17 protein-coding genes are annotated in these 24,774 nt (G+C 69.8%); 6 read left to right on the top strand and 11 right to left on the bottom strand.

What is annotated here, in order from left to right:
- Positions 1-354: 354 nt before the first annotated feature.
- Positions 355-3,903, bottom strand: coding sequence for a beta-N-acetylglucosaminidase domain-containing protein (locus ACY34I_RS31845; RefSeq protein WP_462758880.1), 3,549 nt, complete (start codon positions 3,901-3,903; stop codon positions 355-357).
- A gap of 334 nt (positions 3,904-4,237) precedes the next feature.
- On the opposite strand from ACY34I_RS31845, the gene ACY34I_RS31840 reads away from it, so the two are divergent.
- Positions 4,238-7,687, top strand: a complete 3,450-nt coding sequence (locus tag ACY34I_RS31840) for an alpha-N-acetylglucosaminidase TIM-barrel domain-containing protein (protein WP_462758879.1) — start codon at positions 4,238-4,240, stop codon at positions 7,685-7,687.
- Here the strand turns inward: ACY34I_RS31840 and ACY34I_RS31835 are convergent.
- The 3 genes from ACY34I_RS31835 to ACY34I_RS31825 all read right to left on the bottom strand — a co-directional run bounded on the left by ACY34I_RS31835 (position 7,681) and on the right by ACY34I_RS31825 (position 11,627).
- Positions 7,681-8,931, bottom strand: a complete 1,251-nt coding sequence (locus tag ACY34I_RS31835; protein WP_462758877.1) for a vWA domain-containing protein — start codon at positions 8,929-8,931, stop codon at positions 7,681-7,683. The genes ACY34I_RS31840 and ACY34I_RS31835 overlap by 7 nt on opposite strands.
- On the bottom strand, positions 8,928-10,172 hold the full coding sequence (locus ACY34I_RS31830) for an AAA family ATPase (RefSeq protein ID WP_462758876.1): 1,245 nt from the start codon (positions 10,170-10,172) through the stop codon (positions 8,928-8,930). Before ACY34I_RS31830 ends, ACY34I_RS31835 begins: the two co-directional genes overlap by 4 nt.
- Before the next feature lie 63 nt (positions 10,173-10,235).
- The gene (locus ACY34I_RS31825; protein WP_462758875.1) at positions 10,236-11,627 is read right to left on the bottom strand and encodes a hypothetical protein; all 1,392 of its coding nucleotides are present in this window, start codon (positions 11,625-11,627) and stop codon (positions 10,236-10,238) included.
- A 270-nt stretch (positions 11,628-11,897) separates the two neighbouring features.
- Here ACY34I_RS31825 and ACY34I_RS31820 point away from each other — a divergent pair, with 270 nt between their 5' ends.
- Positions 11,898-12,173, top strand: a complete 276-nt coding sequence (locus ACY34I_RS31820; protein ID WP_462758874.1) for a putative quinol monooxygenase — start codon at positions 11,898-11,900, stop codon at positions 12,171-12,173.
- A 38-nt stretch (positions 12,174-12,211) separates the two neighbouring features.
- Here the strand turns inward: ACY34I_RS31820 and ACY34I_RS31815 are convergent, their stop codons facing one another.
- A complete protein-coding gene (locus tag ACY34I_RS31815) occupies positions 12,212-13,057 on the bottom strand; it encodes an SGNH/GDSL hydrolase family protein (RefSeq protein ID WP_462758873.1) in 846 nt (281 codons plus the stop codon).
- Between the two features lie 166 nt (positions 13,058-13,223).
- Positions 13,224-14,498: an intradiol ring-cleavage dioxygenase gene (locus ACY34I_RS31810; protein WP_462758872.1), complete on the bottom strand. Its 1,275-nt coding sequence runs from the start codon at positions 14,496-14,498 to the stop codon at positions 13,224-13,226.
- A gap of 65 nt (positions 14,499-14,563) precedes the next feature.
- Here ACY34I_RS31810 and ACY34I_RS31805 point away from each other — a divergent pair, with 65 nt between their 5' ends.
- Positions 14,564-16,129 carry a zinc ribbon domain-containing protein gene (locus ACY34I_RS31805; protein ID WP_462758871.1) on the top strand — a complete coding sequence of 522 codons (1,566 nt, stop codon included), beginning with the start codon at positions 14,564-14,566 and terminating at the stop codon, positions 16,127-16,129.
- A 323-nt stretch (positions 16,130-16,452) separates the two neighbouring features.
- Here ACY34I_RS31805 and ACY34I_RS31800 read toward each other — a convergent pair whose 3' ends face one another.
- The 3 genes from ACY34I_RS31800 to ACY34I_RS31790 form a co-directional block, all read right to left on the bottom strand.
- On the bottom strand, positions 16,453-17,475 hold the full coding sequence (locus ACY34I_RS31800) for a methyltransferase (RefSeq protein WP_462758870.1): 1,023 nt from the start codon (positions 17,473-17,475) through the stop codon (positions 16,453-16,455).
- Entirely contained in the window at positions 17,472-18,383 is a 912-nt protein-coding gene (locus tag ACY34I_RS31795) for an aminotransferase class V-fold PLP-dependent enzyme (RefSeq protein WP_462758869.1), read from the bottom strand. The genes ACY34I_RS31800 and ACY34I_RS31795 overlap by 4 nt, the downstream gene beginning before the upstream one ends.
- Before the next feature lie 214 nt (positions 18,384-18,597).
- Positions 18,598-19,440, bottom strand: coding sequence for a tryptophan 2,3-dioxygenase family protein (locus ACY34I_RS31790; protein WP_462758868.1), 843 nt, complete (start codon positions 19,438-19,440; stop codon positions 18,598-18,600).
- 191 nt (positions 19,441-19,631) lie between these two features.
- Here ACY34I_RS31790 and ACY34I_RS31785 point away from each other — a divergent pair, with 191 nt between their 5' ends.
- Positions 19,632-20,183 (top strand): YciI family protein, encoded by a 552-nt coding sequence (locus tag ACY34I_RS31785; RefSeq protein ID WP_462758867.1) that lies wholly within the window; start codon positions 19,632-19,634, stop codon positions 20,181-20,183.
- Here ACY34I_RS31785 and ACY34I_RS31780 read toward each other — a convergent pair.
- Entirely contained in the window at positions 20,178-21,107 is a 930-nt protein-coding gene (locus ACY34I_RS31780) for a DUF817 domain-containing protein (protein WP_462758892.1), read from the bottom strand. The genes ACY34I_RS31785 and ACY34I_RS31780 overlap by 6 nt on opposite strands.
- A 216-nt stretch (positions 21,108-21,323) precedes the next feature.
- Here ACY34I_RS31780 and ACY34I_RS31775 point away from each other — a divergent pair, with 216 nt between their 5' ends.
- Positions 21,324-23,318 (top strand): beta-propeller domain-containing protein, encoded by a 1,995-nt coding sequence (locus ACY34I_RS31775; protein WP_462758891.1) that lies wholly within the window; start codon positions 21,324-21,326, stop codon positions 23,316-23,318.
- A 13-nt stretch (positions 23,319-23,331) separates the two neighbouring features.
- Here ACY34I_RS31775 and ACY34I_RS31770 read toward each other — a convergent pair whose 3' ends face one another.
- Entirely contained in the window at positions 23,332-24,423 is a 1,092-nt protein-coding gene (locus ACY34I_RS31770; RefSeq protein WP_462758866.1) for a TFIIB-type zinc ribbon-containing protein, read from the bottom strand.
- Between the two features lie 258 nt (positions 24,424-24,681).
- Here ACY34I_RS31770 and ACY34I_RS31765 point away from each other — a divergent pair.
- A partial coding sequence (locus tag ACY34I_RS31765) for a helix-turn-helix domain-containing protein (RefSeq protein ID WP_462758890.1) occupies positions 24,682-24,774 on the top strand: 93 nt, incomplete at its 3' end.

The following is a 24,774-nucleotide window of genomic DNA, read 5'->3' as shown; positions in this document are numbered from 1 at the left end:
AACTCTGCGACGCCTGTCGCACAGACTGACGGTGGTCAACACCTGACGTCAAGACCCTTCTGTCGCCCGTTGGCAACTTTGGGGCGCCCGAAGAGGCGAGAGCCTGACTGATCGTTTCTGAGCAGTTAGGACTCTTGTCAGTCCCTATCACTCACCGGATGGCTGCCGATGATGACCTGACGACGCACCTCGGGGGCTGAGGCCGCGACCCGACTCGCAGCCTCGCGCGCCGTCCACAGCCGAGTCGACGAAGCCCGCCAAGCGCTGCCAGCCGCCGGGCAGGGTTGCCTGGGCATTGCGTACCGGCCCCGCGTTCCCGGAGGGACCGGGGTGCGGGGCCGGCAGCAAATTCCCCTATGGCGCGACCGGGTAGACCTCCATTTCGTAGAGCGAGTAGCCGTACCCGGTGCCACGCAGAACGCCGTGCATCCGGACGAACTTGGCCGACGGCGCGTCGAAGCGCAGAGTATCCACGCCGCCATCGCCTGCCGTCACCGCCGCCGCGGTCGTCCAGGTGGCACCGTCCGAGGAGGTCTCGATCCGGTACGCCTTGCCGTAGGCCGCCTCCCAGCGCAGGACGACCTTGCCGATCCGCTGTGGCTGCGCCAGTTCCACCCGCAGCCACTCGTTGTCCGTGTGGTTGGACGACCAGCGCGTCGCGCCATCACCGTCGATCCCATGATCAGGGGTGAACCGCGCGAGCCCCTCCTCCGTGCTCGATGCCGTGGCCGTGGCACCGTTCGTGGCCAGCGCCAGGTTGGTGTTGCTGGTCTTGGGGTAGACGTGGACGGTCAGCATCGCTGTGACCGGCTCACCGCTGACCGGGGTGTAGACGACCGGCAGGTCGTATGAACCGGTCGGCGTGCCGGCCGAAACGGCGACGGTCAGGGGGATGCCCGTGTCCTGGCCACGGATGACAGTGGTCTCCTGGCTCGCGGGCTGCGCGGTCAGCCCGGCGGGCGTGGTGACGGTCAGGGCTCCAGCGACGTCCTCGGCACGGGTCGAGCCGAGACGCAGCGTCGCCGTCGCGGACTGGCCGCCGGCCTCGGCGTCAACGTTCACCGGCTCGACGGCGAGATCAGCGATCGGGGTATCGCCGAACCAGGGAATGAGCTCGTTGATCTGCGGCGTTGGGGCACCGTCCTTCCAGGTAAGCCGGATCGCGTCGGCCTTCACGCCTGCCGCGTCGAGCTGGGTGTAGCCTCCGGACAGGTCGCCGATGGTGGTCCAGTTGCCATCGACGGAGCGCACCTGCAGGGCGGCTGCCGACGGTGCGCCCGACTGGAGGACCACCACCTGGTCGATGGGGCGGGCCGGCGAGACTGCGACCTGAAGGGATTCGCCGGGCTGCGGCGCCCGGTCCGCGACGTACGCCGTACTGACGTCGCCGTCGACGGCCCGTGCCAGGCTGGATCCGGCGGCCGGCGGTGGGGTGCCGGTCGCGGTCAGTTCAGTGCCGCCGACCACGGTGACCTGGAACTCCCGCACCACGACCCAGGTGTCCTGTGCCGCCGTCGCGCGTATCCGGGCGTACCTCGCCTTGGCCCCTGGCGGGACGGTGGCGTGGATCTCCGGCTGGTCCTTGTATGTGCCGATGGCGGTCCAGGTGGATCCGTCGGCGGAGAACTCGAGCACGCCCTGGCGGATGTAGTCCGTCGGGCTGGTGGGCTTGCTCATGTAGAGGTCGATCTTGCTGATTTCCTGGACCGACCCGAGGTCGACGCCGACGTAGGCGCCTGGGTTCGCCGCCCGGTCGCTCCAGTAGAACGTCGTGAGGTCCCCGTCGACCATGTTGGCGGGCGAGTTGGCCTGCCACTGTCCCATCGAGGTCGTGCCCTTCGCCTTTCCCCCGGTCGCCCCGAGCCAGCGGTCACTTGCCGATGCTGCCCGTTCGAGGAATGACGGCATCACGCCCGGCGAAACGCTCTGGCTGATCGCGTCGGCCTGCGCCCGCGCTGCATCGAACGCCTGGCGCTGGGTCCACGCTGTGTTGCCGTCACCTGCCCGCTGCGCCAGCAGCATCCGCACCGCGTGCTGGCCCGCCTGGCCGTAGAGGCCGAGTTTGTCCAGCCACGGCTTGACCTCGTCCAGGAACGCAGGGTTGTGCAGCTCGGAACGCAGCGTGGCCGGGGTGCCAGCCATCTGGTCGAAGTAGTCTGCGATCGCGGCGGCGGCTTCGGGTCCTCCACCGCGCTCATAGGCCGACCAGAACGCGTCGATCAGCCGTTTGAGGCTCGGCGACTCGACAGGATCGATGTTCGACGAGTAGTTGTTCTCCGCAAAGATCTTCAGCGCTGGCCATGCGGTGCCACCGAGGTCCTGCAGCGCCGCGGTCCACGCCGCCGCCGGGTCGTACGCGCCAGGGTTCCAGTAGAAGGCACCTGAGGTGAATTCGGCGATCTTCGACGCCTCGGCTTGGATCATCGGGTTGGCGGTCACGCCGACGAGACTCCGCTCGATGCCGGGCTCGCGCCCGACGTACGGGCCGAGCAGGAGGCGGTTGGTCACGTAGTCGTTGACCGGATAGTTGTCCCACACCAGGATGTCGTGGTCGAAGACCTCACGCGCGTTCTTGGCCTGGGCGGTGGTGATGACCGGGGCCACCACGCCTACACCGGTCCACTCAACGATCACCGCGGGATCGAGTTTGGTACGGATGGCGGTCTTGTAGGGCGAATCGCTGACGTCGTAGTACTCCGTCGGCACTGTCTGCAGTCGCTCGGCCCCGGGGTGGGTGGCAATGAAGTCGTGCTGCACCCGGTTGAGCAGGAATGCTTGCGCCGCACCCGCCGCGCCGCCGCCCGTACCGAACTTGGCTGCGTCCTCGGGACAATTCCACTTCGTGTAGCTGATGTCGTCCAACGGAATCGCGAACGAACGCACTCCGATGTCCCACAAAGATTGGAACTTGTCGACCAGTGCCCGCTCGTCGCCGTCAGAGCTGTAACAGACCGACAGACCCGGCGAGAGCGCATAGGTGAACTCGACGTGGTTGCTCGCAGCCGTCGCCACGAGCTCCTGGATCGGGGCGAGCTTGTCCGGCGGGTACGCCTGGCGCCACTGATCGCGTAGGTAGGGGTCGTCCTTGGGCGAGTAGACGTAGATGTTCTGCTTGGTACGGCCGTAGAACTCGAGCTGACTCAGCCGGTCCTGCTGCGACCACGGCTGCCCGTAGAAGCCCTCGATCACCCCACGCAGCGGCATCGCCGGCCAGTCCCGGATGGCTACGGCGGGGAACACGTCCCGACCCGGGTGCGACACGAGAAGCTGGCGGAGCGTCTGCGCCGCGTAGAACGTACCGGTCGCATCCACCCCGTCCAGGACGACCCGTGCCTTGCCGTCGCCGCCCTTACCGATGCCTAGGACGTAGCCCTCCCTGGGAAGGCCGTTGGCACCGGTGGCGATGCCGATTTCGTGGAGGGCCTCATCGGAGGCGGAGTTCTCGCTCCGCCCACCGACGTAGATGGTGAGCCCGGCGTCCGGTACTGGATCTGTGTCGGACACCGTCGTCACCTTCTTGACGCCCGCCCTGGTCAGCACCTGGTTGACCACCACGACTGCCGATGGGTCGGTCTTCGCCCCCGCGACAAGTGCAACATTGGGCGTGACGGGTATCAGGTCCTTCTTGTCCTGCACGGACTGCGGCGTAGGCCAGATCGGCGGCACCGAGACCGCTGCCGTAGCTGCTGGACCCTGGGTTACCAGTGAAATCGGCAGTGCGGTCGCGACCGCGACGAAGAGAGCGCCGAGCCGTGCTGGCGTTCTCCGCCGCCGAGCGCCCACCCGAGCTCCGAGGGCATGCCGTCCCGATACGCGCGTTCGTGTGCTTGGCATGTGTCTCCTTCCGCGGACCACATGCGAGGGTTCGCGCGGACGACCGTTCGTGCGCGACTCCCCGATCATTTGCGCACATTCACACAAGCCACAAGGCGTGTCAAGGGTTGATTACAGAGAGTCAGGAATGGCACGACGGCCGTCGTCTCGCCGGTCGCCGGCGCCTACTCCTTGATCAGGACACACACCTTTCGCTCCGGGCCCTTTCAGCCGGGAACGGGCCGCCCACCAGGGGCGACAGGGACGAGGCGAAGTCCTAACTCCTCGTCGGGGGCACGTGGGCGATCAGGGACCGAACCTTGACCTTGAGCTTTACCGCATTTAGCTTGGTCTCTGCGCAAAATACGGCGAAAGGCTGCGGCCCATGGTTCGACCGACGACCGCGCGATCCCGGCTGAGAACGTTGACCGGCCTCGCGGCCGTCCTGCTGCTGCTGGCCCTGGTCCCGGCCGCCGCAGCCGCCGGCAGAGCCGCCGCCGCATCGCCGCTACCGGCGGCAGGTCGGCCGCTCTTCGACATAGGACCGGCGCACGATGTCATCCGCCGGCTCGTCGGCCCCAGTCACGCCGCGCAGGTCGGACTCGAAACCATCGCCCCGCGGCAGGGCGACGAAACCTTCCGAGTGACCCACCGCGGGGCCCGGCTCCTCGTCCAGGGAAGCAGCACGTCAGCGCTGCTTATGGGCTTCAACTGGTACCTGAAGCACGTCGCGAAGGCCGACGTTTCGTGGACCGGCGATCAGCTCAACCTCCCCAACCGGCTGCCCGTCCCCGGCCAGCCCATCGAGAAGTCCTCCGTCGTACGCCACCGGTTCGCCGGCAACGACACCGAGGACGGCTACTCCGGCCCCTACCGCACTTTCGCCGACTGGGAGCGGCTGATCGACGTGCTCGCCCTCCACGGCATCAACGAGATGTTCCTTCCGGTGGGCACGGAGGCCGTCTACTACGAGACGCTCCAGCAGTTCGGGTACGCGCCCGATGAGTTGCGCGCCTGGATCCCCACACCCGGCTACCAGCCGTGGTGGTTGTTGCAGAACATGTCAAACTTCACCGAGCCGATCAGCGAGCACCTCATCCACGAACGCGCGGCACTCGGGCGCCGGATCGCCGATCGGATGCGAGAGCTCGGGATCACTCCGGTTCTCCCGGGCTACTTCGGCACTGTGCCTACGGACTTTGCGGTACGCAACCCGGGTGCGGTGACGGTGCCCCAAGGCACCTGGATGGGGTTTACCCGACCGGACTGGCTGGCTCCGACCGACCCGACCTTCGCACAGGTGGCCGAGCGGTTCTACGCCGCGCAGCAGCGTCTGCTCGGACCTTCGACGATGTACAAGATGGACCTCCTGCACGAAGGCGGACGCGCCGGTGGCGTCTCGGTGGGTCGCGCCTCGATGGCGGTCCAGGCCGCCCTCGAGAAGGCACACCCCGGTGCCATCTGGGTGATCCTCGGTTGGCAGGACAACCCGAAGCGCGAGACCGTCGAGGCGATCGACCGGAGCCACATGCTCGTGGTCGACGGGCTCTCCGACCGAGCACTCAGCCCAGACCGTGACGCCGACTGGCAAGGCACGCCGTACGCCTTCGGCTCCATTTGGAATTTTGGTGGCAACTCGACGATGGGCGCCCCGGTCAAGGCCTGGAACGAGCGGTTCTGGGACTGGCTGGCGCGTCCGGACAGTGCTCTGGACGGCATCGCCATCATGCCGGAGGCCAGCTACAACAACCCGGTCGCCGTCGAGTTCCTGGCCGAACTGCCCTGGCACGACGGCCCAGTGGACCTGAGCCGGTGGTTCACCGACTACGCCGACGCCCGTTACGGCGCCCCAGACACCCAAGCGCGGCGGGCTTGGCAGGTGCTGGCGGACACGGCGTACGCCATTCCACCGAACGGCGGGCGATCCTCTGGCCACGGCGGGTTGTTCGCCGCGACGCCGAGCCTGAGCACGTTGCGGCCGCACAGCTGGGCACAGGCGGCGTTCGCCTACGACCCTGCCGCGTTCGCCAAGGTCATGCCCGCGCTGCTCGACGTGGACGAGTCATTGCGCGAGAGCGACGCGTACCGCTCTGACTTGCTCAAGGTCGCGCGGCAGTCGGTCGCCGACCGATCGCGGACCCTGCTCCCGCAGATCAAGGCTGCCTTCGAAGCGCGGGACACCGCCGCGTTCTCCCGGCTAACCCGGACCTGGATCGACTACCTCAACGGCCTGGATGACCTCGTCGGCACCGACCGACAGCACCTGGTGGGCCCCTGGCTGGAACGGGCCAAGGCCGCTGCTGCTGATCCGGAGGAGGCGGCGAGGTTGGAGTACGACGCGCGCAAGCTGATCACCTCCTGGGGTCAGAAGACGACCGACCTGCACGACTACGCGTACCGCGAGTGGTCCGGACTGCTGCGTGACTATTATGCGCCGCGCTGGCAGCGCCTGTTCGACTCGCTCACCAGCGAGCTCCAGACCGGCCGACCCGCTCCGGACATCGACTGGTATGCGCTGGCGGAGCGGTGGTCCACCGATCGGAAGGCCTATCCGACGATGCCGACGGGCGACACGTGGACCGAGGCGGTCCACACGCTTCAGCGGCTGGCCGACGACACCTACGACCTCCCCCTCACCCTGCGCCCAGCGGGTGCCGTATCGGATCAGCCGTCCGCTCGGCTGGTTGCCTCGGTGACGAATACCAACTACTACGCGCCGGTGACGGGAGTGACCTTCGACATCACGGCGCCCGCGGGGCTGGAGGTCAGCGCGACGACCAACGAGCCGAGGGAAGAGGTACCGCCCGGCGCCACGCTGGAGCAGTCATGGGCCCTACGGCGCACGAACCAGATGCCACCCGACATCACGGAGGCCGAGGTCCGCGTCACCGTCGGCTTCGACCAGGCCGGTAAGCACCTGACCCGGACGGCGACCGCCGTGCTGCCCGTGACCGGTGCCGGACGCCACCAGCTAAGTGACCTGCCGTTCGAGTCATCGCGCAACCACGACGGCATTTACCCCATCGCCCGCGACACGTTGACGCCAGGGACGCCTGCCGGAAACGGTGCACCGCTCCGCCTGGATGGTGTCAGCTACAGCAAGGGCCTGGGCACGAACTCGAACGCCGACGTACGGTTCGAGCTGGGCGGCAACTGTCAGGGGTTCAGCACGGTCGTCGGCATCGACGACGCAATGAACCACACCGCTGATGGAGACGTGGTCGTGCGGGTCTTTGGCGACGGTCGGCAGCTCTACGAGTCCGACGTCTTGCGCAGTGGCCTGGCTGAGACCGGGAGTGAAGCCGTCCGCCTCCACGTAGACGTCACCGGTGTCCACCAGCTGCGGCTGCAGGTCCACCAGTACGACGTAAACCGCTACTTCGACGCCGTCTCGTTCGCCGTACCGACGCTTACCTGCGACGCACCCCTGCCCACGATGCTCAGCCAGAACAAGCCCGCCACCGCGTCGAGCGAGGAACCGAAGCGGGAGCCGGCCAAGGCGGTGGACGGGGACCTGAGCACCGGATGGTTCTGCAACCCAACCGAGTGCAACGGCAAGCCCGCGTACCTCCAGGTCGACCTCGGTGCACAGCACGAGCTGACGAGCGTGCGGGTGACGCCCTACTACGCCGACCGGCGGTCCTATCTGTATCGGATCGAGGGCAGCGTGGACGGGCAGAGCTGGGCACTCCTCGCCGCCAAGACCCAGCATCGGCCGCAGAGCGACGTGGGTGACCGTTACGACGTGTCCGGCACATACCGCTACGTCCGCGTGACCGGGTTCGGCAATACCGTGAACCCCTATACGCTCCATGTCCAGGAGTTGGCCGTCTATGGCGGGGCTGTCTCTCGCGCGACATCGGGCGCTCACTGAGCGGTGGGAGCGGATCCGATGGTGACCACGCGTGCCCACTCGGGCGGCGAGTCCGGCACGTAGTCGGGATCGTCCTCGGAGCACCGGGAGACCCGGGGAAACAACCCGACCACGGTCCGGCAGGGTGGCCGCGAGGTCGGCCAGGGTGTCTGCCCGTCGGTCAGCACGACGATGACGTCCGGGCACGGCCTGTCCCGTAGCGCCCGGTCGAAACCAGCGCGCAGATCCGTACCGCCACCGCCGACGAGCGGGATGTCCTCGGTCCGGCACAGGGGGCGTACGACATCAGCGGCCGCGTCGCACGGCAGCACGGTGACCAGGTCGCGCCGGCCGCCCACGGCCCGGGAGATGGCGGTGACCTCGAGCAGCGCGCTGCCCAGTTCGGCGTCGCTGACCGAGCCGGAGGTGTCGATGATGACGCAGACCCGTGGGGGCCTGCGCCGCAGCGCCGGCAGGACGACGCCGGGTACCCCTGCGGAGCGCCGCGACGGTCGGCCGTAGGTGTAGTCCTCACCCACGCCGGGCGCGGACACCGCCGTGCGGACCGCGGCTCCCAGTAGTTCCCGCCACGGCTGCGGTGGATGGAACGCCTGCTCCGCCCACCGTCGCCAACCCTGGGGGACGTTTCCCGGTCGGGCGGTGATGCCTTCCGCCACCCGGAACCGCACCGCGTCCCGTTCTTGTGGGCTGAGCCCGTGCGCGCCGTCCGGTCCGAGGTCCCACTCCCGCTCCAGCCCGTCGGCGCCGCTGCCGCAGTCCAGCCAGGCCAGGTGCTGGGTACGCGGTCCGAGCCGGAACTGCCGCAGGTAGTCCTCCATCAGCTGTCCGGCGGGCAGCAGCAGGTCGCAGGGCTCGACGGCGCCTTCGGGGCGGGCCAGCCCGTCGCCGAAGACGTCGTCGTTGATCTCGCAGTCGGCGGCGATGTTCATCCGCAGCCGCTCCCCCGGCCCGGTCAGCCCGCGTTCCCGCGCGACCCGGTCGCCGCGCCCGTGGTGGTCACGCAGCAGATGCGACACCTCGTGCACCCACACTCCGGCCAGTTCCTCCAGTGGGGTCCGGTCCACGAACAGGGGCGAGACGTAGCACCGCCAGTGCCGGTCCACGGCCATCGTCGGCACCCGCCGGGACTCGACCACGTGCAGGGCGAACAGTGCCGTCGCCAGGTAGGGGCGAACCCGGGCGGCGTGCAGTCGGGCGGTGAAGAGCTTGTCCCGGTCCAGTGTCCCGGTCTGGCCGGGCGTCATCGGCCGCTCCCCGCGACCGCCGCGACCCGGGCCGCCGCCCGGTCGGCCCGGCGGGACAGGGACACCGCCCCGGTGAGCCGCTCGATCGATGCGGGCACGTCCCAGTCCTCGCGGCGCAGCCGGGCGAGGGTGGACGCGGGGACGACCACCAGGTCCGGTGCACCCGTTTCCAGCGCCCGGACCAGCAGCGTCCAGGCCGCGTCCCAGCGGGATCGCTCCGGACGTCGGCGCACCGCCTCCACGACGCCGTCCAGCACGGCCTGGCGCAGGTCGCCGCGCTCGGGCAGGACGGCGGCGGCCGGGTCGGCCAGCAGCACCTCGGGGTCGGGAAGATCCATCCGGTCCAGGCTGGCCAGCAGCTCCAGTCCTGGGCCGTCGCCCACGGTGCCCCTAACCAGCATTGACAGGACCTCCCGGGAGGTGTCGGCCGCGGTGGCGAAGGCGATCAGGCGCAGGGTCATCTCCCAGCTGCGGGGCGACGGCCATGGGCCGCCGCGACCGGCCTCACTGGTGGGCAGGCGGTGCACGAGCGTCGGGCGGGCCGACAGGAGGCCGCACACCGCGCGACGGGCGAAGGCGACGGCCTCCGGCAGCCGCCGCGGATCGAGCCGGGGCAGCGCCGCCCGGGGCCAGGTCCCGCCGAGGCCGCGTACGACGACGTCGTGGTCGTGTGTCCACTGCAGGTGGACGAAGCGGTTGGCCAGCGGCGGGCTCAGCTCCCAGCCGTCGGCGGCCGAGGATCGTGGGTTGGCGGCGGCCACGATCCGGACCCCGGCCGGCAGGCGCAGGCTGCCGATCCGCCGCTCGAGCACGAGGCGGAGCAGGGCGGCCTGCACGGCGGGCGGGGCGGTCGACAGCTCGTCCAGGAACAGCAGTCCGCGACCGGCGCGTACCAGGCGCACGGCCCAGTCCGGCGGCGCCATCGGAACGCCCTGGGTCGCGGGATCGTCGCCGACGACCGGCAGCCCCGAGAAGTCGGACGGCTCGTGGACGCTGGCGATCACCGTCGTGAGCGGCAGGTCCAGCGCGGCGGCGAGCTGCGTCAACGCGGCGGTCTTGCCGATTCCCGGCTCGCCCCAGAGCAGCACCGGCAGGTCGGCGGCCACGGCGAGGGTCAGTGCCTCCAACTGCGGATCCGGGCGGGTCTCGGTGGTGGTGTCGCACAACAGCGCAACCAGTTCGGCGGCGACGTCGAGCTGCGGCACGGGGCTGGGGTCGGTCGAGGTACGCGTGGGAAGCATCTGAGATCACCTGTGGGTTGTGATGGGCGGCCTGAAGCCGCGGAAGGAAGAGGTTTCCGCTGGTCAGCGGGCGATCGTGTGGCGGGGGTGGGAGCGGCGGTCGCGCTTGGTCTGCCGCTCCTGGCTGGAGGGGGGTGGCGCGTGCCCGGTCAGCCCGGCTCGGAACAGGCCGTACGTGATCCGCCGCAGCGCGGCGTTGTCCAGTTCCTCCCGCAGATCCCCGTGGCGCAGGAGCGCATCGGGTCCGAGCAGGGCCTCGACGGTGGCCAGCGCGCCGGCGGTGTCTCCGTGGTCCAGGCGGGCGCGGATGTCGGGGAGGCATTCCGGGCGGCGGTGTGCCTCATCGATCATCCGCAGGCACGGCAGCGGGGTGCCGGTCAGCGCGGCCAGCAGTTCCTCCCGGCGGATCTCCGCCGGGTCGTGGTCCAGGGGTGCGAGCACCCCGTTCACCAGCCCGATCCGGTGCCACGCGCCCCGGCAGGCCACGAGACGTGGCTGTGCCGCCGGGTACGGAGCCGCCGGGGTGTCGGCCACCGGATGACCGGGCGCGAGCGCCGACGCCACCAGTGGGTGAAGCCGCTCGACCTCGATCAACCCGCGGCGCAGCAGCTCCAGGTCGGGTGCCATCCAGGTTGCCGCGTCGGGCAGCACCGGCAGCGCGGCGACGTGGCCGGCCCGGACGCCGCCGGTCTCAGGCGTCCGCAGGTCGGCCCCTTCCGGAGCGACCTCGAGCACCAGCCGACGTCGCGGCCCGAGACGGACCGCCACGGCACCGCTGGCCCGGCCCTCGGCCTGGAGCAGCACCCTCGCCTCGTCCGCCCACCGGTGCACCGCGTAACCGCGCTCCCCCAGCGCCGACCATCGTGGATCGGGGCGGGCCGTGGCAGCGCCGTCGCAGGGCAGTTGCTCGGCGCCCGACCGGCTTCGCAGCTCATCGGCTCTCCGTGCGTCCCACAGGTGGCGGTGCAGGTCGAGGCGGAATCGACGGTCGGGACCGGGATGCGGATGAGGGCAGGAACTCGCGTCGCGGGATCCGGCCCACAGCGCCAGGCTGAATCGCTGGCCCGCATCCGCCCAGGCCGGTGGCGTTCGAGCGACCAGATGCACCGGCTCGGTACCGTCGTGGTCCGCCACGCGGTACCGGGCAAGCGAGACGGCCACTCCCGGACGCAGCAGTCCGTCAGGGGCGATCCTCGGCATGTGCCAGCGCAGCAGGTCGGGTGCGAGGTGCCGGAGGTCAGCCCGGAGCCGGCCGGCCAGTTCCCGGCCGTGGTGGCGAGCCACGGCGCGCAGGTCGAGGTCGACATCGACGCGAGCGGCAGCGCACGCGCCGGCCCAGTCACCGACACGACGACGCGCCGTCGCGACCTTGATCATGGAGGGGGGCACGGCGTACTCGCGCACGCGCCGCCAGAGGGAGAGTCGGGAATCCGCATCCGCGGCCAGGGAGCGCATCAGCACTCACCTTGCGCGAACCGGACCCCCAATCTGAGAGAAGGTTTCATCGCGGCGGAGCTTAGCGCCCCGCCGTGAGCTCCGCCAGGGGTTAGCGCCGATCACCACCCGGCCTGCGTGAAAGGGTCGGGTTCCTGGTCAGGTTCGGGTTTGCGGGCCTCGTTCCGGGCACCCTCCGGAGAACAGCCAGTGCTCCCCCGGCGGAGGTAGATTGTGGCGGTTGTCGGAGCAGCGGATGGGGCAGACGTGTCGTACGGGTACATCGGATCGATGAAGGCCAAGCCCGGCCGCCGCGACGACGTGGTGGCCATCCTGCTCAGCGGCGTCGATGGCCTTCGTCAGGCGGGTTGCGAGCTCTACGCGGTGGGCGTTTCCAACACCGACGACGTCACGATCTGGGTCAGCGAGGTGTGGCAGTCGAAGGAGCACCACGACGCCTCGCTGACCCTGCCAGAAACCAGGGCTGCCATCGCCAGGGCCATGCCGATGCTCACCGGCGAATTCACCAGCCAGGAACTGACCATGGCTGGCGGTCTCGGCATCTGAAGCTGATCGGCGTTTGACGTACTCCGACCTGCCGGTGGCTACGCCTTGCCGGCGGCCGCCGTCGCGGCACCGACCATGGCGTTCTTCACCAGCGGGGCGTACCCGCTCGACTGGCCGGTGCGGTTCGGGTGGTAGGACTCCATGACCGGGTTCGACAGGCCGTTGACCCATTCGATCGAGTCGCAGACGGCGTGCCCGGTGAACGCGGCACGTGGGTCCACGAACGGGAACGAGTGGGCGACCGCCCGGGCCTTGATGGTTGCGTTGAGCAGATCGGCGGTGTCGTTCAGCGCCGCCTGCTCACCCGGGCTGATCCGGGCCAGCGACTGGCAGTCGCTCTCGTTGAACAGGCGCGGATACCCGACGATCACCACCCGGGCGTACGGAGCCCGTGAGCGGATTTTGTTGTAGAGCGCGTCCAGGGTGCCGGGCAGGGTGTTCCGGATGTAGTTGTTGGCGTTGTCGATGTCGCCCCAGCAGGTGTAGGGCCAGGGCTTGGCGCACTGCGTGATGACGGAGGAGAACCCGGCGTCGTTGCCGCCGACGGTGAGCGTGACGTAGTTGGTCGACGAGCTGAGGCTGCCGAGCTGGTTGTTGGACACGTCGGCGACCCGTGCGCCGGAGCAGGCGGCGAACGTGAGGGTGGCGCCGATCTGGTTCACGTCGAGGACGGGGTACGCGTACGGCGAGCGGTAGCAGCTGGTGCCGTCGGAGTAGTACGAGCGGGTGCCGACACCCGAGGAGTACGAATCGCCCAGGGCGGTGTAGAGCGGGGCGGCCGCCTGTGCGGGCAGCGCCCACAGGGCGACCGGCGCCAGGCCGGCGAGGACGGCGATCGCGAGTGAGACGAGGCGGCTTCTGCGGCGGGGGACGACGGGTGCCATGCTTCCTCCTCAGCTGCCCACCGGACAATCGCATCGACGGATATCGAAGCTAGGTGGTGGTCAGACTTTCGGCGGCAAGCATTGGCGCGCGCAAGAGGTCGAGCGGAAGTTTCCTTCAGTCGAACAAGTAAGCGGGACTACTTGGCAGGAAAGCCACTGACCACAGTCACCACCGCGGCGGCGCCGGGGATCCGCCCGGGCCGCCGGGACCGCCTGCGGGGGCGCCCCCACCGGGGGCCGCCCCGCCGGTGGGGGTCGTGGTGGTGTCGACACCGACCACCAGGGAGACGATGTAGCCGCTGGTGACATCACCGGTCACGGTGGCCAGCTGCCGCACTCCGCCGTCGTCGCCGAAGACGTTGTCGCTCGTCAGGCTGACCTGCGCGAAGGTGGTGACGGACGCGGCATAGCCCTGCTCCGCGTAGACCGTCCGGCACACCTCCTCCGGCAGGGCCACCTGTGAGGCGGCGATGGCCTTGGTGGAGTCGGCGATGCTGGCCTGGTCCGGATAGACCTCGAAGTGGATGTGCGGCCACCGCCCCGAGTAGCAGGCGGGGAAGATGCTGGTGAAGCGTACGCGGCCGGCCGCGTCGGCGATCTGGACGCCCCGCAGATAGTTCTCGTCGGTGATCCCCTCCGAGTAGAGGGAGTATCTGCCGTCGCGGTCACAGTGCCAGACGTAGACGGCCGTTCCGGCGAACGGTGCACCCCCGGTAGTCAGGTCCTTGATGGTGAGCTCCAGTGTCATCGGGACGCCTTCGGCCGTACCGCTGGCGGTGCCGAAGCTTGACCGGATGTCGCTGCGAACGACGCCGCCCTGTTCCAGTACGTCCGGTCCGTTGGAACCGTCGCCCGGATAGGGGCCGGCGGTCTCGTCGGGGCCCTCGCCGGACGGGTCTGTGCTCGCCGACGCGGTGGCCTTCGCTGGCGCGTCGCCCGAGCCGCCGCCACACGCGGCGAGGCTGACCAACTTGATTAGGAATCGTCGGTGATCATAGGTTGACCGTGTGGAGCGTGGCGTTTGGCCTTTGGGCTGGTTCGGGGGAGATTCCGGTGAGGTGGGCCGGTCGTGATCGCGAGTTCTCCTGGATCGATGTCGAGGCGTCGAGCCGGTGAGCGGGAAGCTGCCGCTGGCCGGGGGTGAGGCCTCCCGTACCGCTTGCGCCGGCGTCTTGCTGCGATCAGGGGTGGACGAGGAGAGCGGTGAGGTCCTGTCGCAGGCGGTGCTTGCGCAGCGTGTTGGCTGGTGTGCCGATCTGGTGGCGGGGATGGTCTCCGGGTTGTTGGCGGAGCGTTGGAACGCGAGCGATGTGGGGTGCTCGCCTCCGGTGGACGCGGGTGGCCGGAAGCTTCCGTCGAACGCGTGGATGGCGTTGCGGCGTCTGGGCTGGACCGTCACCACGGCCGAGGGTGTGAGGGTCAATGACCGGATCGTGCGCATGGCCCAGGAGCAGGCGGGGCGGGCACTTCGTTCGGCGTCGTGGCGTGCTGATCTGACCGGCGGGGGTGCTGGCGACGTGGCCGGCCGATCCGCGTCAGCGCACCGCGCAGGAGTGGGAGCAGGTACGCAAGGCGGTTCCGGGCGGGGACCATCTGCCGTCCAACATCATCAAGGGCCGGACCCGGCAGGTTGCCAGGTTCCTTACCGTCAATGGCCGGCTGCCGGTGGACGTGTTCGAGCTGGAAGGCGTCCCGAGGGTCGCGCGGATGCTGCTGCTGGCCGCGTGTGACCGGCAGCAGGCCACCATCGAACGCAGCCAGACCGACCCAGCGAGGGTGTTGCTGCGCTTGCAGCTTCCCACCCGCCCAGATCCGCGAGCATACGCAGATTGGGCGTGGGTGGCCTGTCCGATCAGCCTGCCGCCCACGGTCCCCGCGGGCGCGATGGTGCACCTGCCCACCCTGCGCGTCACCGGCCGGCAGGTGCGCGCCGATATGGCATACAGCCACCCGGTGCCGAAGGCCCGGCGCACCGGGCACACTGTCGCGGTCGGGGTGGACTGGGGTCTCAACACCCTCCTCAGCGCGGGCGTCCTGCGACTGCACAAGGATGGGCGGATCACGGCGGTGGGGGCCGGTGGCCAGTTCCGCGCCGCCGGCATCCTCGCGAAACAGCACCGGCTGCGCTGTCAGAGCGAGCGGCTGCACGCCAAAGCCGACCACTACCAGCGCCTCGCCGGCCGTGACGAGCGGCATCACCTCGTCGGCAAACTGGCGGTCCTGCGCGAAGAGATCCGCCACGTCTCCGACCGCCGCCAGAATCTGAACGCCGCGCTCGCGTGGGCCGCCGCCCGCTGGGCCGTGGACCAGACGCTCGCCGCCGGGGCGAGCGTGATCTATGTCGAAGACCTGCGATCGCTGGAAGCCAAGGGCATGGGCGCCACCCTCAACACCCGCCTGTCCCAGCAGGTCCGCGGGCAAATCAGCGACCGGATGCGGCACCTCGCCGCCGAGCACGGCATCGCCGTGGTCACCACGCCTGCGCGCAATACCTCGAAGCACTGCCCGCAGTGCCTGACTCCGCTAAGGCACTGCAAGGCCCCCGACAAGCCGACCGTGACGGGCTGGAAATGGGCCCTGTGTCCCAACCAGTCCTGCCGTTGGCAGGGCGACCGCGACCACGGGGCATGGCGGCGCATTGCCGCCCGCGGCCTCACCCATCAGGCCAAGACCGCCATCGACAAGACCAGCGGGCACATGGTCATCCGCGCCGTGGTCGACAAACTCGAAACGGCAGCGGTCATCACGACAAGCCACCGGGGGGACCGGTCGAAGACCGGCCCCACCCGGCGCAAGCCACCACACCCCGCGCCCAGGCGACGCAGGGCACCCTCCCCCACCCGACCCCACGGTCAGGCGGGAAAGCGTCCGGAGGGACACGCACCAACGGACCGGAGGCTGCCCCGCGCAGCCCACCGACACCAGGACGTGAACACGACCAGCACACCCACCACTGGCCACCGGCCGCGCGGAGCCGCCCTGGGCGCAGGATTCCACCTGCACGCCCACGCGACCCCACCACGGTGGGAAACGATCCCGGAAACCCCATCCGACTCAGGATCAATAAGCTGATCAGGGACGCTGAACCCGGCGACGCCAAGCGCGCGCAGCAGCTGGCGACGGCCCAGCATGGTGCCGAGGTCGAAGCCGAGGCCCTGGTCGAAGACCTCCTCATCGGGTCTGGCCAGGCGGCGGCCCTCGTACGTCGGTGGCTGCCCGTTTTGCTCCATCCAGGTTCTCCTCATCGTGGCTGTTGACGTGCTACCGATGACCGATGCTGAAAGCGGGTCCTCGGAAGCAGCCATGCCCGATCCAGGAGCCAGCTGTGAGTCTGGTGGCCGTCCGTCTCCCCGCTGCCGGTCCGGCCACCCTCGGCGTTCGCGCGGGGCACCCCGTCACGGCTTGTGCGCCGAGATCAGTTCGAACGGGCCGGGTAGCACCTCGATCTCGTGGAATCCGGCCCGCCGCAGCGCGCTCGTGTAGAAGGTGATCTCCCGCAGGCGGCTGGCGCAACTGTCGACGCCGATCAGGAAGTAGGACCAGAAGAACTGCATGGCCAGCCGCTCCGAGGTGCGGAACTCCTCGCAGATGAGCAGGCGGCCGCGGGCCGGCAGCGCGTGGTAGGCCTGCTCGATCAGGCGGTGGGCGGTGCCTGCCGGCCAGTCGTGCAGGACGCGGACGAATGTCATGGCGTCGTAGCCGGTGGGCAGCGGTTCGGTGAGGAAGTCCCCGCCGACGAACCCGAGCCGAGGTCCGTGGCCGGACCGCGCGCGGGTCTCGTCCACGAGGGGCTGGACTGCGGGCAGGTTGTAGACGTCGATGGTCAGGCCGGGCGTATCGGTGAGCAGGTGCGTGGCGAGGGTGCCGTCGCCGCCTCCGACGTCCAGCAGCCGGTGACGGTCGGGCCAGAGCCGGGGTGCGTGGGTGCGGAACGCCTCGATGATCGGGCCCAGACCGGCGGCCATGCTCTGCTCGAAGCCGGCGATCTGCGCGGCCGTCTTCGGCGGCCAGGCGAAGTCGTCCTCGGTGATGCTGAGCCGTCCGCGGAGGGTGTCCGCCAGCCTGCCGTGCAGCTGTCGCCACGGGTACTTGTCGCGGTCGCGTTCGATCGCGTCGGGTCCGACTACCGCGACGGCGGCGTCCTGGAGGCCCGGGACGGCGCGGTACTCGGCGTCGTTGATGTCGTCGGTCCGCTCGTCGCGGTGCACGAAACCGAGGCTCTCCAGGCAGTCGAGGAGCTTGTAGAGCCGGTCGGGTCGCAGGTCGAAGCGGACGCTGAGCTGTCCGAGGCGTACCGGGCCTGGTTCCAGGGCGTCGAGCAGTCCGAGGTCAAGGGCGGTCTCCAGCACGTCCATGGCCTTGGCGCCGTTGGCGAGCAGGCTCATGAGCGCTCGCGGGGACAGCGGCGTGGCCGTCATCGTCCGGCCTGCTGAAGCTCCAGTTCGAGCGCGTCCATGAACGCGTCGACCTCGTCGATGGTGTTGTAGATGTGCGGAGCCACCCGGAGGCCCCCTCGCCAGCTGCAGATCATCTGCCGCTGGGCGAGGCCGCGTTTGACCGCCTCACCGTCGGGGACGGCGAGGCAGATGACGCCGCCGCGTTGTGCGGGCGCGGTGGGGCCGAGCGCCGGGATGCCAGCGGCCGCGGCGCGGTGCAGTATCCGATCGGTGCACTTCAGTGAGTGCTCGCGGATGGTGTCGATACCCACGCCGGCCAGCAGGTCCAGCCCGACTCTGGAGATCTGGGCGCTGAGTGGGAACGGTGTTCCACCGGCGAACCGGCGGGCGTCGCCGGCCCAGTCCGACGACGGTCGGAAGGTCAGCGCGGCGTCGCCGGCGAACCATCCCGTCGCCGCCGGTCGCAGGGCGGGTAGCAGGTCGGGGCGGACGTACAGGAACGCGGTGCCGACTCCGCAGAGCCATTTGTGGGCGCCGCCGAGGACGAAGTCGACATCGAGCGACGCCACGTCGAAGGGGACCGTGCCGATGGTTTGGAAGGCGTCGACGACGACGAGTGCGCCGACGTCGTGTGCGCGTTTGACGAGCCGGGGAAGGTCGATCATCGCGCCGGTGGCGTAGCTGGCGTGCGGCACGCACACCAGCAGCGTACGTTCGTCGATCCGCTGCTCCAGGGCGTCTTCGTCGAATCCGGGCGCGTCGGCGCCGACGACGTCGAGTCGGGCGCCGTACCGGCCGAACGCGCGCCAGATGAACGGCACCGTGGGGAATTCCAGGTGCGTCGTGACCACCCGGTTGCGGGGCGGGCGGTAGTCGAAGCAGGAGGCGATGCGGCCCAGCAGGGTGCTGACGTTGGCGTCGGTGACCACGCTGCCTGGGGGGCGCCGATGAACCGTGCCACGGCGTCGCCGTAGGCCCGCAGTTCGCCGAGCCACTCGTCCCACACGTCGTCGCGCCAGGCGCACAGCGTCTCCCAGTACCGGCGCAGCACGGGTTCGGCCCCGCGGGGCACCGCTCCGGTGGAGTTGCTGTTCAGGTACACGCAGTTCTCGAGTACGGGAAAGTGGTGCCGCAGTCGCGAGGTCACGCCGGCACCCGCGCTTCGCGGCGATCCGCTCCGGGCGCCAGACCACCCTCCCGCCGCCACTCGCCGGTGAGCTGGTTGCGGACCGCCCAGAGTGAGCGGAACAGCGGCTGGGTCATCCGACCGACGAGAATCTGGGTGGGCATTCCGTCCAGCGCCGCGACGTCCCGGCCCACCCCGATCGTCCGGCGCACCAGCATGTAGTGGGTGAACAGCCACGTCTGATAGCCCTCGTCCAGATCGACGAGGAGTTCGCAGACCCGCTTCAGTTCCGGCCGGGCACCTGCGTAGACCTCGGCGAGCGCGACCTCGTGACGCGCGAGGAGCCGGTCCAGCGCCGCGGCGGCGTACGACGCGGCCACCCGTACGGCGTTGTAGCCGGGGGACTCCTGCCCGCTGCCGTTGCCGAGATGCCGGCGGATCACCTGGTAGGTGTCGGGTGCGAGCGTCTCCAGCACCCGCAGCTCGTTCGACAGGCAGTGGGTGATCCGCACCGCCCGGTCCAGCCGAGCCGCCGCCTCCCACAGCCGATCACCATCGAGATCGTCGACGACCTCGGCCACCTCGTGGGCGAGGAGTTTCAGCAAGAGTTCCTGCGCCTGATGCACGATCTGGAACATGAGCTCGTCCGCATGGACAAGCTCCGACCTGGGTGTCTGAAGCCGCAGCAGATCGGCGGTGCGCAGATATACCTCGTAGTCGAGCTTTCCTTCGCCGACCGTCACTTTCAACACCGGGTTGAACAGCGGCCGGTCGAGCACCTCGTGCACGTTCCCGACTGCGTTTTCCGGATCCGGTTTGCTCACGCGGCACAGCCTCCAGTCAAGCCCCGACTCCTCCACGGCACTGGCGCACAGTCAAGCAAACAACACATTCGGCTACCAGAGCTCACGACGCGAGGTGACTCACAAGGCCGCCATATTGTCGAATTAGCATTGACGTCTTACTATGCTCGGCCCCCATTAACGTCGGACGATCCGTCACCTGACCACCCCGTGCGACGGCGTCCGGCAGGGCGGGCAGGATTAGGTGCATGGAGTTCTTCTGCTACCACCGCGACCGGCCCAGCTCCGTGGCACTGCGCCGCGAGCTACTGGAAGAGCACTGGTCCTACATGGACCGGTACGCGGCGGAGATGATCGCCCGCGGTCCGACCTTCGCCGACGACGGCGACACGCCCACCGGCAGCGTGCACATCGTCGACCTGCCCGATTCCCCCGCCGCCCGGGCGTTCGCCTTCGACGAGCCCAACTACCAGGCCGGCGCGTACCGGGACGTGCTGCTGCGCCGGTGGCGCAACACGCTGGGGCGCACCATGTGGGACTTCCCTGGCGGCCGGACCGGCGGCAACCGGTACCTGGTGCTCGGCCTCGGCGCGGGGCAGGCCACCGACCTCGCCGCGCCGCCCGACCGGGAGGACCTGATCGCGTACGGGCCGCTGCTGTCCGACGACGGCACCACCTGGCTGGGCACCGCGGCGCTGGTCCGGGCACCGGACCCGGACAAGGCGCGCGCCGTCCTCACCGCGGACCGATACGCCGACATCGAGGTGCACAAGTGGGCATTCGGCGGGCGACCGTCATGACATGAGACTGTTCGATGCCACCGCCTCGTCCACGCCCATCGCTGCGTCCGGCTGCGGGCCCGCTGGCGGCTGCGGCGGCGAAATCCACGTGACCAGCACGACCGAGATGATCATGAGGAGGAACCACGACGCGAGCTTCGCCGGTGAAACCGGGTGCCAACCGCCCACCTGGCTGGGGTAGAGCCAGGCATTCGACCAGGTGGCGATGTTCTCGGCAAGCCAGATGAAGAAAGCGACGAGCAGGAAGGCAAGCAGGAGCGGCATGCGCCACCGGAACCGGAAGATGCGGAACTGCATGACACAGCGCCCGAACACGAGGGCGACGACGGCGATGAGCAGCCACCGGATGTCCGGGACGTAGTGGTTGGTGAAGAAGTTGGCATAGATGGCGGCGGCCACGACAGCGGTCGCCCAGCGCCTCGGGTAGCGCACGAAACGCAGGTCGAACAGCCGGTTGACCCGGACCAGGTAGGAGCCGACCGCGGCATACATGAATCCGCTGAAGAGGGGCACCGCGCCGAGCCGCAGCACCCCGTCGGGCTCGTAGGACCACGAGCCGATGTGGGTCTTGAACAACTCCATGACCGTGCCGACCACGTGGAACAGGACCACCACCCGCAACTCACGCAGGGTTTCCAGGCGCCCGGCCACCATCGCGATCTGGATGGCGACCGCGGCGAGCGTCAGGAAGTCGTTGCGAGCGAATGCCGCGTCCTTCGGGTACCAGAGATGCGCCGCGAAGATGACCGCCAGCATCGCCCCACCGAACACGCATGCCCAGGCCTGTTTGAGCCCGAAGACCGCGAACTCGATCAGCCAGCCGACCGGTCCGCGCCGGGGCAGCCGGGCCAGGATCGCGCGGAAGCGGTCATCGATCGCGCGTTCGGCAGTGGTCAGGGCGGCTGGTTCGTTGGGCGTGAGCATCGCCCCGACGCTATCGTGCCGCCGCAGGTCAAGCCCGGCACCGCGGTCGGTCGGTGACCTGTGCGACCTTCTCCCCGACGCCGTCGCGGCGGATACCGCGGCGAACGGGCGCAGTTCGGCGGGAACCCAGCCCGGGACAGCCACGTCGTAGGACCCATGACGGACAGCAGCGTCCACGTACCCCAGCGCACCGCCGCCACCGGCGTCCTCCGCGTCATGGCTCGGGTTCGAGTCGTGCCAGTGGTCCTGGTCGTCGGCCTGTCCCTGGTGGCCGGCTGTACGGCGGAGCCGGCCAGCGCCCCACCGCGTGACCGGGGTGTGCCGGCCGGAGGGTTCCGGCTGGTCGCTTTCGACTCCTGCGCGGAGGCGCTGCAGCAGCTGAAGACGGCGGCCAAGGCGTACGTCGGGCCCTGGGGTTTCGGGCCGAACGGGGGCATCCGTACGTTGGGCGGCGCGGAACAGGCCGCCGGGGCGCCGGCCGCAGCGAAGCAGGCAGACGCGGCACCCGGGGCCGGCACTGCCGACTACTCGGGTACCAACACCCACGAGGCCGGGGTCGACGAGCCGGACCTGGTCAAGACCGACGGCAAGCGGATCGTCACCGTCAACCGGGGGAAGCTGTACGTGGTCGATCCGGCGGACCGCCGCGTTGTTGGGGAACTGGACCTGGTGCCCGATGCCGACGGGTTCGGCGGCGCCGACGCCAGCCTGCTGCTACAGGGCGACCGGGCGCTGGTGCTGCTGCGCGAAGGGTGGGCCCCGATGGCGAAGCCCGCCGTCCCCGGCGGCCGTGCCATGCCGGCAGACGGTCGCTCCGCCGCGACGCCGGAGGACATCGTCGGTCCCCGCCTGATCATGGTGGACCTCTCCGGCTCGCCGAAGATCATCGGCGAGTACCGCGTCGACGGCAACCTGGTGGACGCTCGCCAGGTGGGTACGAGGGTCCGTGTCGTGGTCCGCTCCGCGCCCCGACTGACCTTCCCCTACCGCGAGAAGGTCACCGACGAGCAGCGCACCGCCGCCAACCGCCAGATCATCGACGACGCCACCGCCGACGACTGGCTGCCCCGGTACGAGGTCACCGCCGGCGGGCGGACCAGCACCGGACGGGTCGGCTGCGACCGGGTGAGCCGGCCGGCCAGCTACTCCGGCACGTCCCTGGTGACCGTGCTCAGCTTCGACCTGGCTGCGGCCACCCTCGGCGCCGGCGACCCGGTCACCGTGCTCGCCGATGGCGACACCGTCTACAGCACCGCATCCCGGCTGTACGTCGCCAACGACCAGCGCTGGCGGGTGCTGCCGATGCTGACCATGGGCAACCGCGCACCCGATCCGAAGGACGAGACCACCGAGATCTACCAGTTCGACACCTCCGGCGCGGGCGCTCCGCGGTATGTCGCCGCCGCGTCCGTACCGGGCTGGCTGATCAACCAGTACGCCATGTCGGAGTGGGACGGGCACCTGCGGGTGGCCACCACCAGCGGCCGCACCTGGGGCGCCAAGCCCGACTCGACCTCCAGCGTGTACGTCCTGCGCGCCGACGGCACGACGCTGCAGCAGGTCGGCAAGGTCACCGGGCTGGGCAAGGGAGAACGGATCCACGCGGTACGGTTCGCCGGCAGCACCGGATACGTGGTCACCTTCCGGCAGACCGACCCGCTCTACACCGTCGACCTGCGTGATCCGACGGCGCCGAAGGTGAGCGGCGAACTGAAGATCACCGGGTATTCGGCGTACCTGCACCCGGCCGGCGACGGGCGGCTCCTCGGCGTCGGGCAGGAGGCGTCTGACCAGGGCCGGGTCCAGGGCACCCAGCTCTCGCTCTTCGACGTCTCCGACCCGGCCAAGCCGACCCGGATCGCCCAGTATCACGTCAAGCAGGGGCACTCCGAGGCGGAGTTCGACCCGCACGCGTTCCTCTACTGGCCGGCCGAACGCCTCGTCGTGGTCCCGTTGACCGTCTACGCCGCGGGCGTCGTGGCCCGCCCCGGTCCGCCGAGCAACGTGGCGTTGGCCCTGCGGGTCGGCGATGGCGGGTTCACCCAGGTGGGCACGGTCGACCACCCGCTGGCCGCGGGGCGTCCCCAGGATCTGGCGCCGATCCGGCGGTCACTGGTGGTCGACGGAGTCCTCTGGACCGTCTCCGACGCCGGCCTCCGGGCGACCGACATCGCCACCATGAAGACCCTCGGTTGGCTGCCGACGGCGTGACCTCATCACCGCGTCAGCGGCTCATCAGGTACGCCACCACGATCGCCGCGACCAGCGCCAACGCGGCCAGCACCGCCGCCGTGATCTTCGCGGCGCTGTACGGGCGCTCGCCGATGACCTCCCCGGTCCGCGCGTTGACCAGGACCTGGTACGACCGGCCGGCGTGCAGGTACGCGGCGATCCACACCGGCAGCAGGAGCAGCTTGTACGTCACGTCCGAGTAGGTGGTGTCCACGGCGGTGACCCGCTGCTCGTCGCCGCCGATGTCCGACCGGCAGTCCCGCTCGATGACCGGCGCCATCCGGGTCTTCGCCTCGGCCAGCCCCGCCTCGGGCTCGGTGTCGTACCGCAGCGCGTGATAGCCGGCCAGGTAGTCCCCCTGATACGCGACCGCCTCGGCCAGCGGCCACGGGGCCAGCTGATCCAGCTGCTTCTCCGGCAGGTGGGTGGTGGCGGGCACCAGCACGTCGTCGAAGTCCCGGCGCACCGTGCCGCTCGCCGGGTACCACCGGGTGCGCCGCACCCGCCGGGTCCGCGTCTCCTGCCTGCCGTTCACCGTCACCGTGTACGACTCGGTGACGTAGTAGTACTCGCCACGCTGACCCTGATAGTCCGAGACGGTCCGCGCGTCGAACGTCCAGTGCGGCAGGTAGGTGCCCTTGAGCGTCTCCGCCTCGCTGACCTTCTTCAAGCTGTTCGGCGCGAACCAGCGGCTCCGGCACCACTGGCCCAGGGCGGTACGCACGCCGGCCTGGTCCACCGTGAACGGCAGCACCGCCTCCGGCGCGATCAGCTCGCCCGCCGCGGCGTCCGCCACCAGCGGCGTGGCGCAGAACTGGCAGCGCTGGGCGAGCGCGTCGCTCTCGGTCCGGGCGCCGCAGCCCGGGCAGACGAACGTGTGCACGCCGACGCTGGCCACCGGCTTGCGGGGCAGCGTGGCCAGCTCGGCGTACGCGTGCTCGCGCACCTCCCGGCCGGCGCCGGCGATCTGCTGCCGGTGCCCGCAGTACGGGCAGCGCAGCACCGTCGTGCCCGGTGCGTACTCCACCCGGGCGCCGCAACCCCCGCACCGGTACGACGGCGGAGAAACAGCCGTGTCGCTCATGCCGGCACTCCGCTTCGCTGCGCGCCGGCATGAGGCACGAGCGCGCAGCATTGATGATTCGCTCGCTGACGCTCGCTCATGCCGGCACTCCGCTTCGCTGCGCGCCGCCATGAGGCACCAGCGCGCAGCATCGATGATTCGCTCGCTGACGCTCGCTCATCGGATTTGCGGCGTGGAAACCCGGCCGTTCAGGGCCGGGAGGAAACGCCGCTTCCTCCCTTGGGATGAGTGTCGTACATGGACGGTAAATTGTGAGGTGTGGGTGGGGTGGTGAAGCGGGCGTACAAGTACCGCTTCTACCCGTCTCCTGAGCAGGCCGCACAGTTGAACCGGACGTTCGGGTGTGTGCGG

Source organism: Micromonospora sp. RTBAU3-60, assembly GCF_054963695.1.
The sequence above is the reverse complement of the archived record's forward strand: the minus strand, read 5'-3'. Positions and strand labels throughout refer to the sequence as shown.

Bases quoted from the DNA above. Each gene is read 5' to 3' on its own strand.
- ACY34I_RS31770 (WP_462758866.1), bottom strand. From the start codon at position 24,423: ATGAGCGACACGGCTGTTTCTCCGCCGTCGTACCGGTGCGGGGGTTGC.
- ACY34I_RS31800 (WP_462758870.1), bottom strand. From the start codon at position 17,475: ATGACGGCCACGCCGCTGTCCCCGCGAGCGCTCATGAGCCTGCTCGCC.
- ACY34I_RS31775 (WP_462758891.1), top strand. From the start codon at position 21,324: ATGGCTCGGGTTCGAGTCGTGCCAGTGGTCCTGGTCGTCGGCCTGTCC.
- ACY34I_RS31780 (WP_462758892.1), bottom strand. From the start codon at position 21,107: ATGCTCACGCCCAACGAACCAGCCGCCCTGACCACTGCCGAACGCGCG.
- ACY34I_RS31785 (WP_462758867.1), top strand. From the start codon at position 19,632: ATGGAGTTCTTCTGCTACCACCGCGACCGGCCCAGCTCCGTGGCACTG.
- ACY34I_RS31835 (WP_462758877.1), bottom strand. From the start codon at position 8,931: ATGACGCCCGGCCAGACCGGGACACTGGACCGGGACAAGCTCTTCACC.
- ACY34I_RS31825 (WP_462758875.1), bottom strand. From the start codon at position 11,627: ATGCGCTCCCTGGCCGCGGATGCGGATTCCCGACTCTCCCTCTGGCGG.
- ACY34I_RS31820 (WP_462758874.1), top strand. From the start codon at position 11,898: ATGAAGGCCAAGCCCGGCCGCCGCGACGACGTGGTGGCCATCCTGCTC.
- ACY34I_RS31845 (WP_462758880.1), bottom strand. From the start codon at position 3,903: ATGATCGGGGAGTCGCGCACGAACGGTCGTCCGCGCGAACCCTCGCAT.
- ACY34I_RS31830 (WP_462758876.1), bottom strand. From the start codon at position 10,172: ATGCTTCCCACGCGTACCTCGACCGACCCCAGCCCCGTGCCGCAGCTC.
- ACY34I_RS31810 (WP_462758872.1), bottom strand. From the start codon at position 14,498: ATGCGCACGATCCGGTCATTGACCCTCACACCCTCGGCCGTGGTGACG.
- ACY34I_RS31815 (WP_462758873.1), bottom strand. From the start codon at position 13,057: ATGGCACCCGTCGTCCCCCGCCGCAGAAGCCGCCTCGTCTCACTCGCG.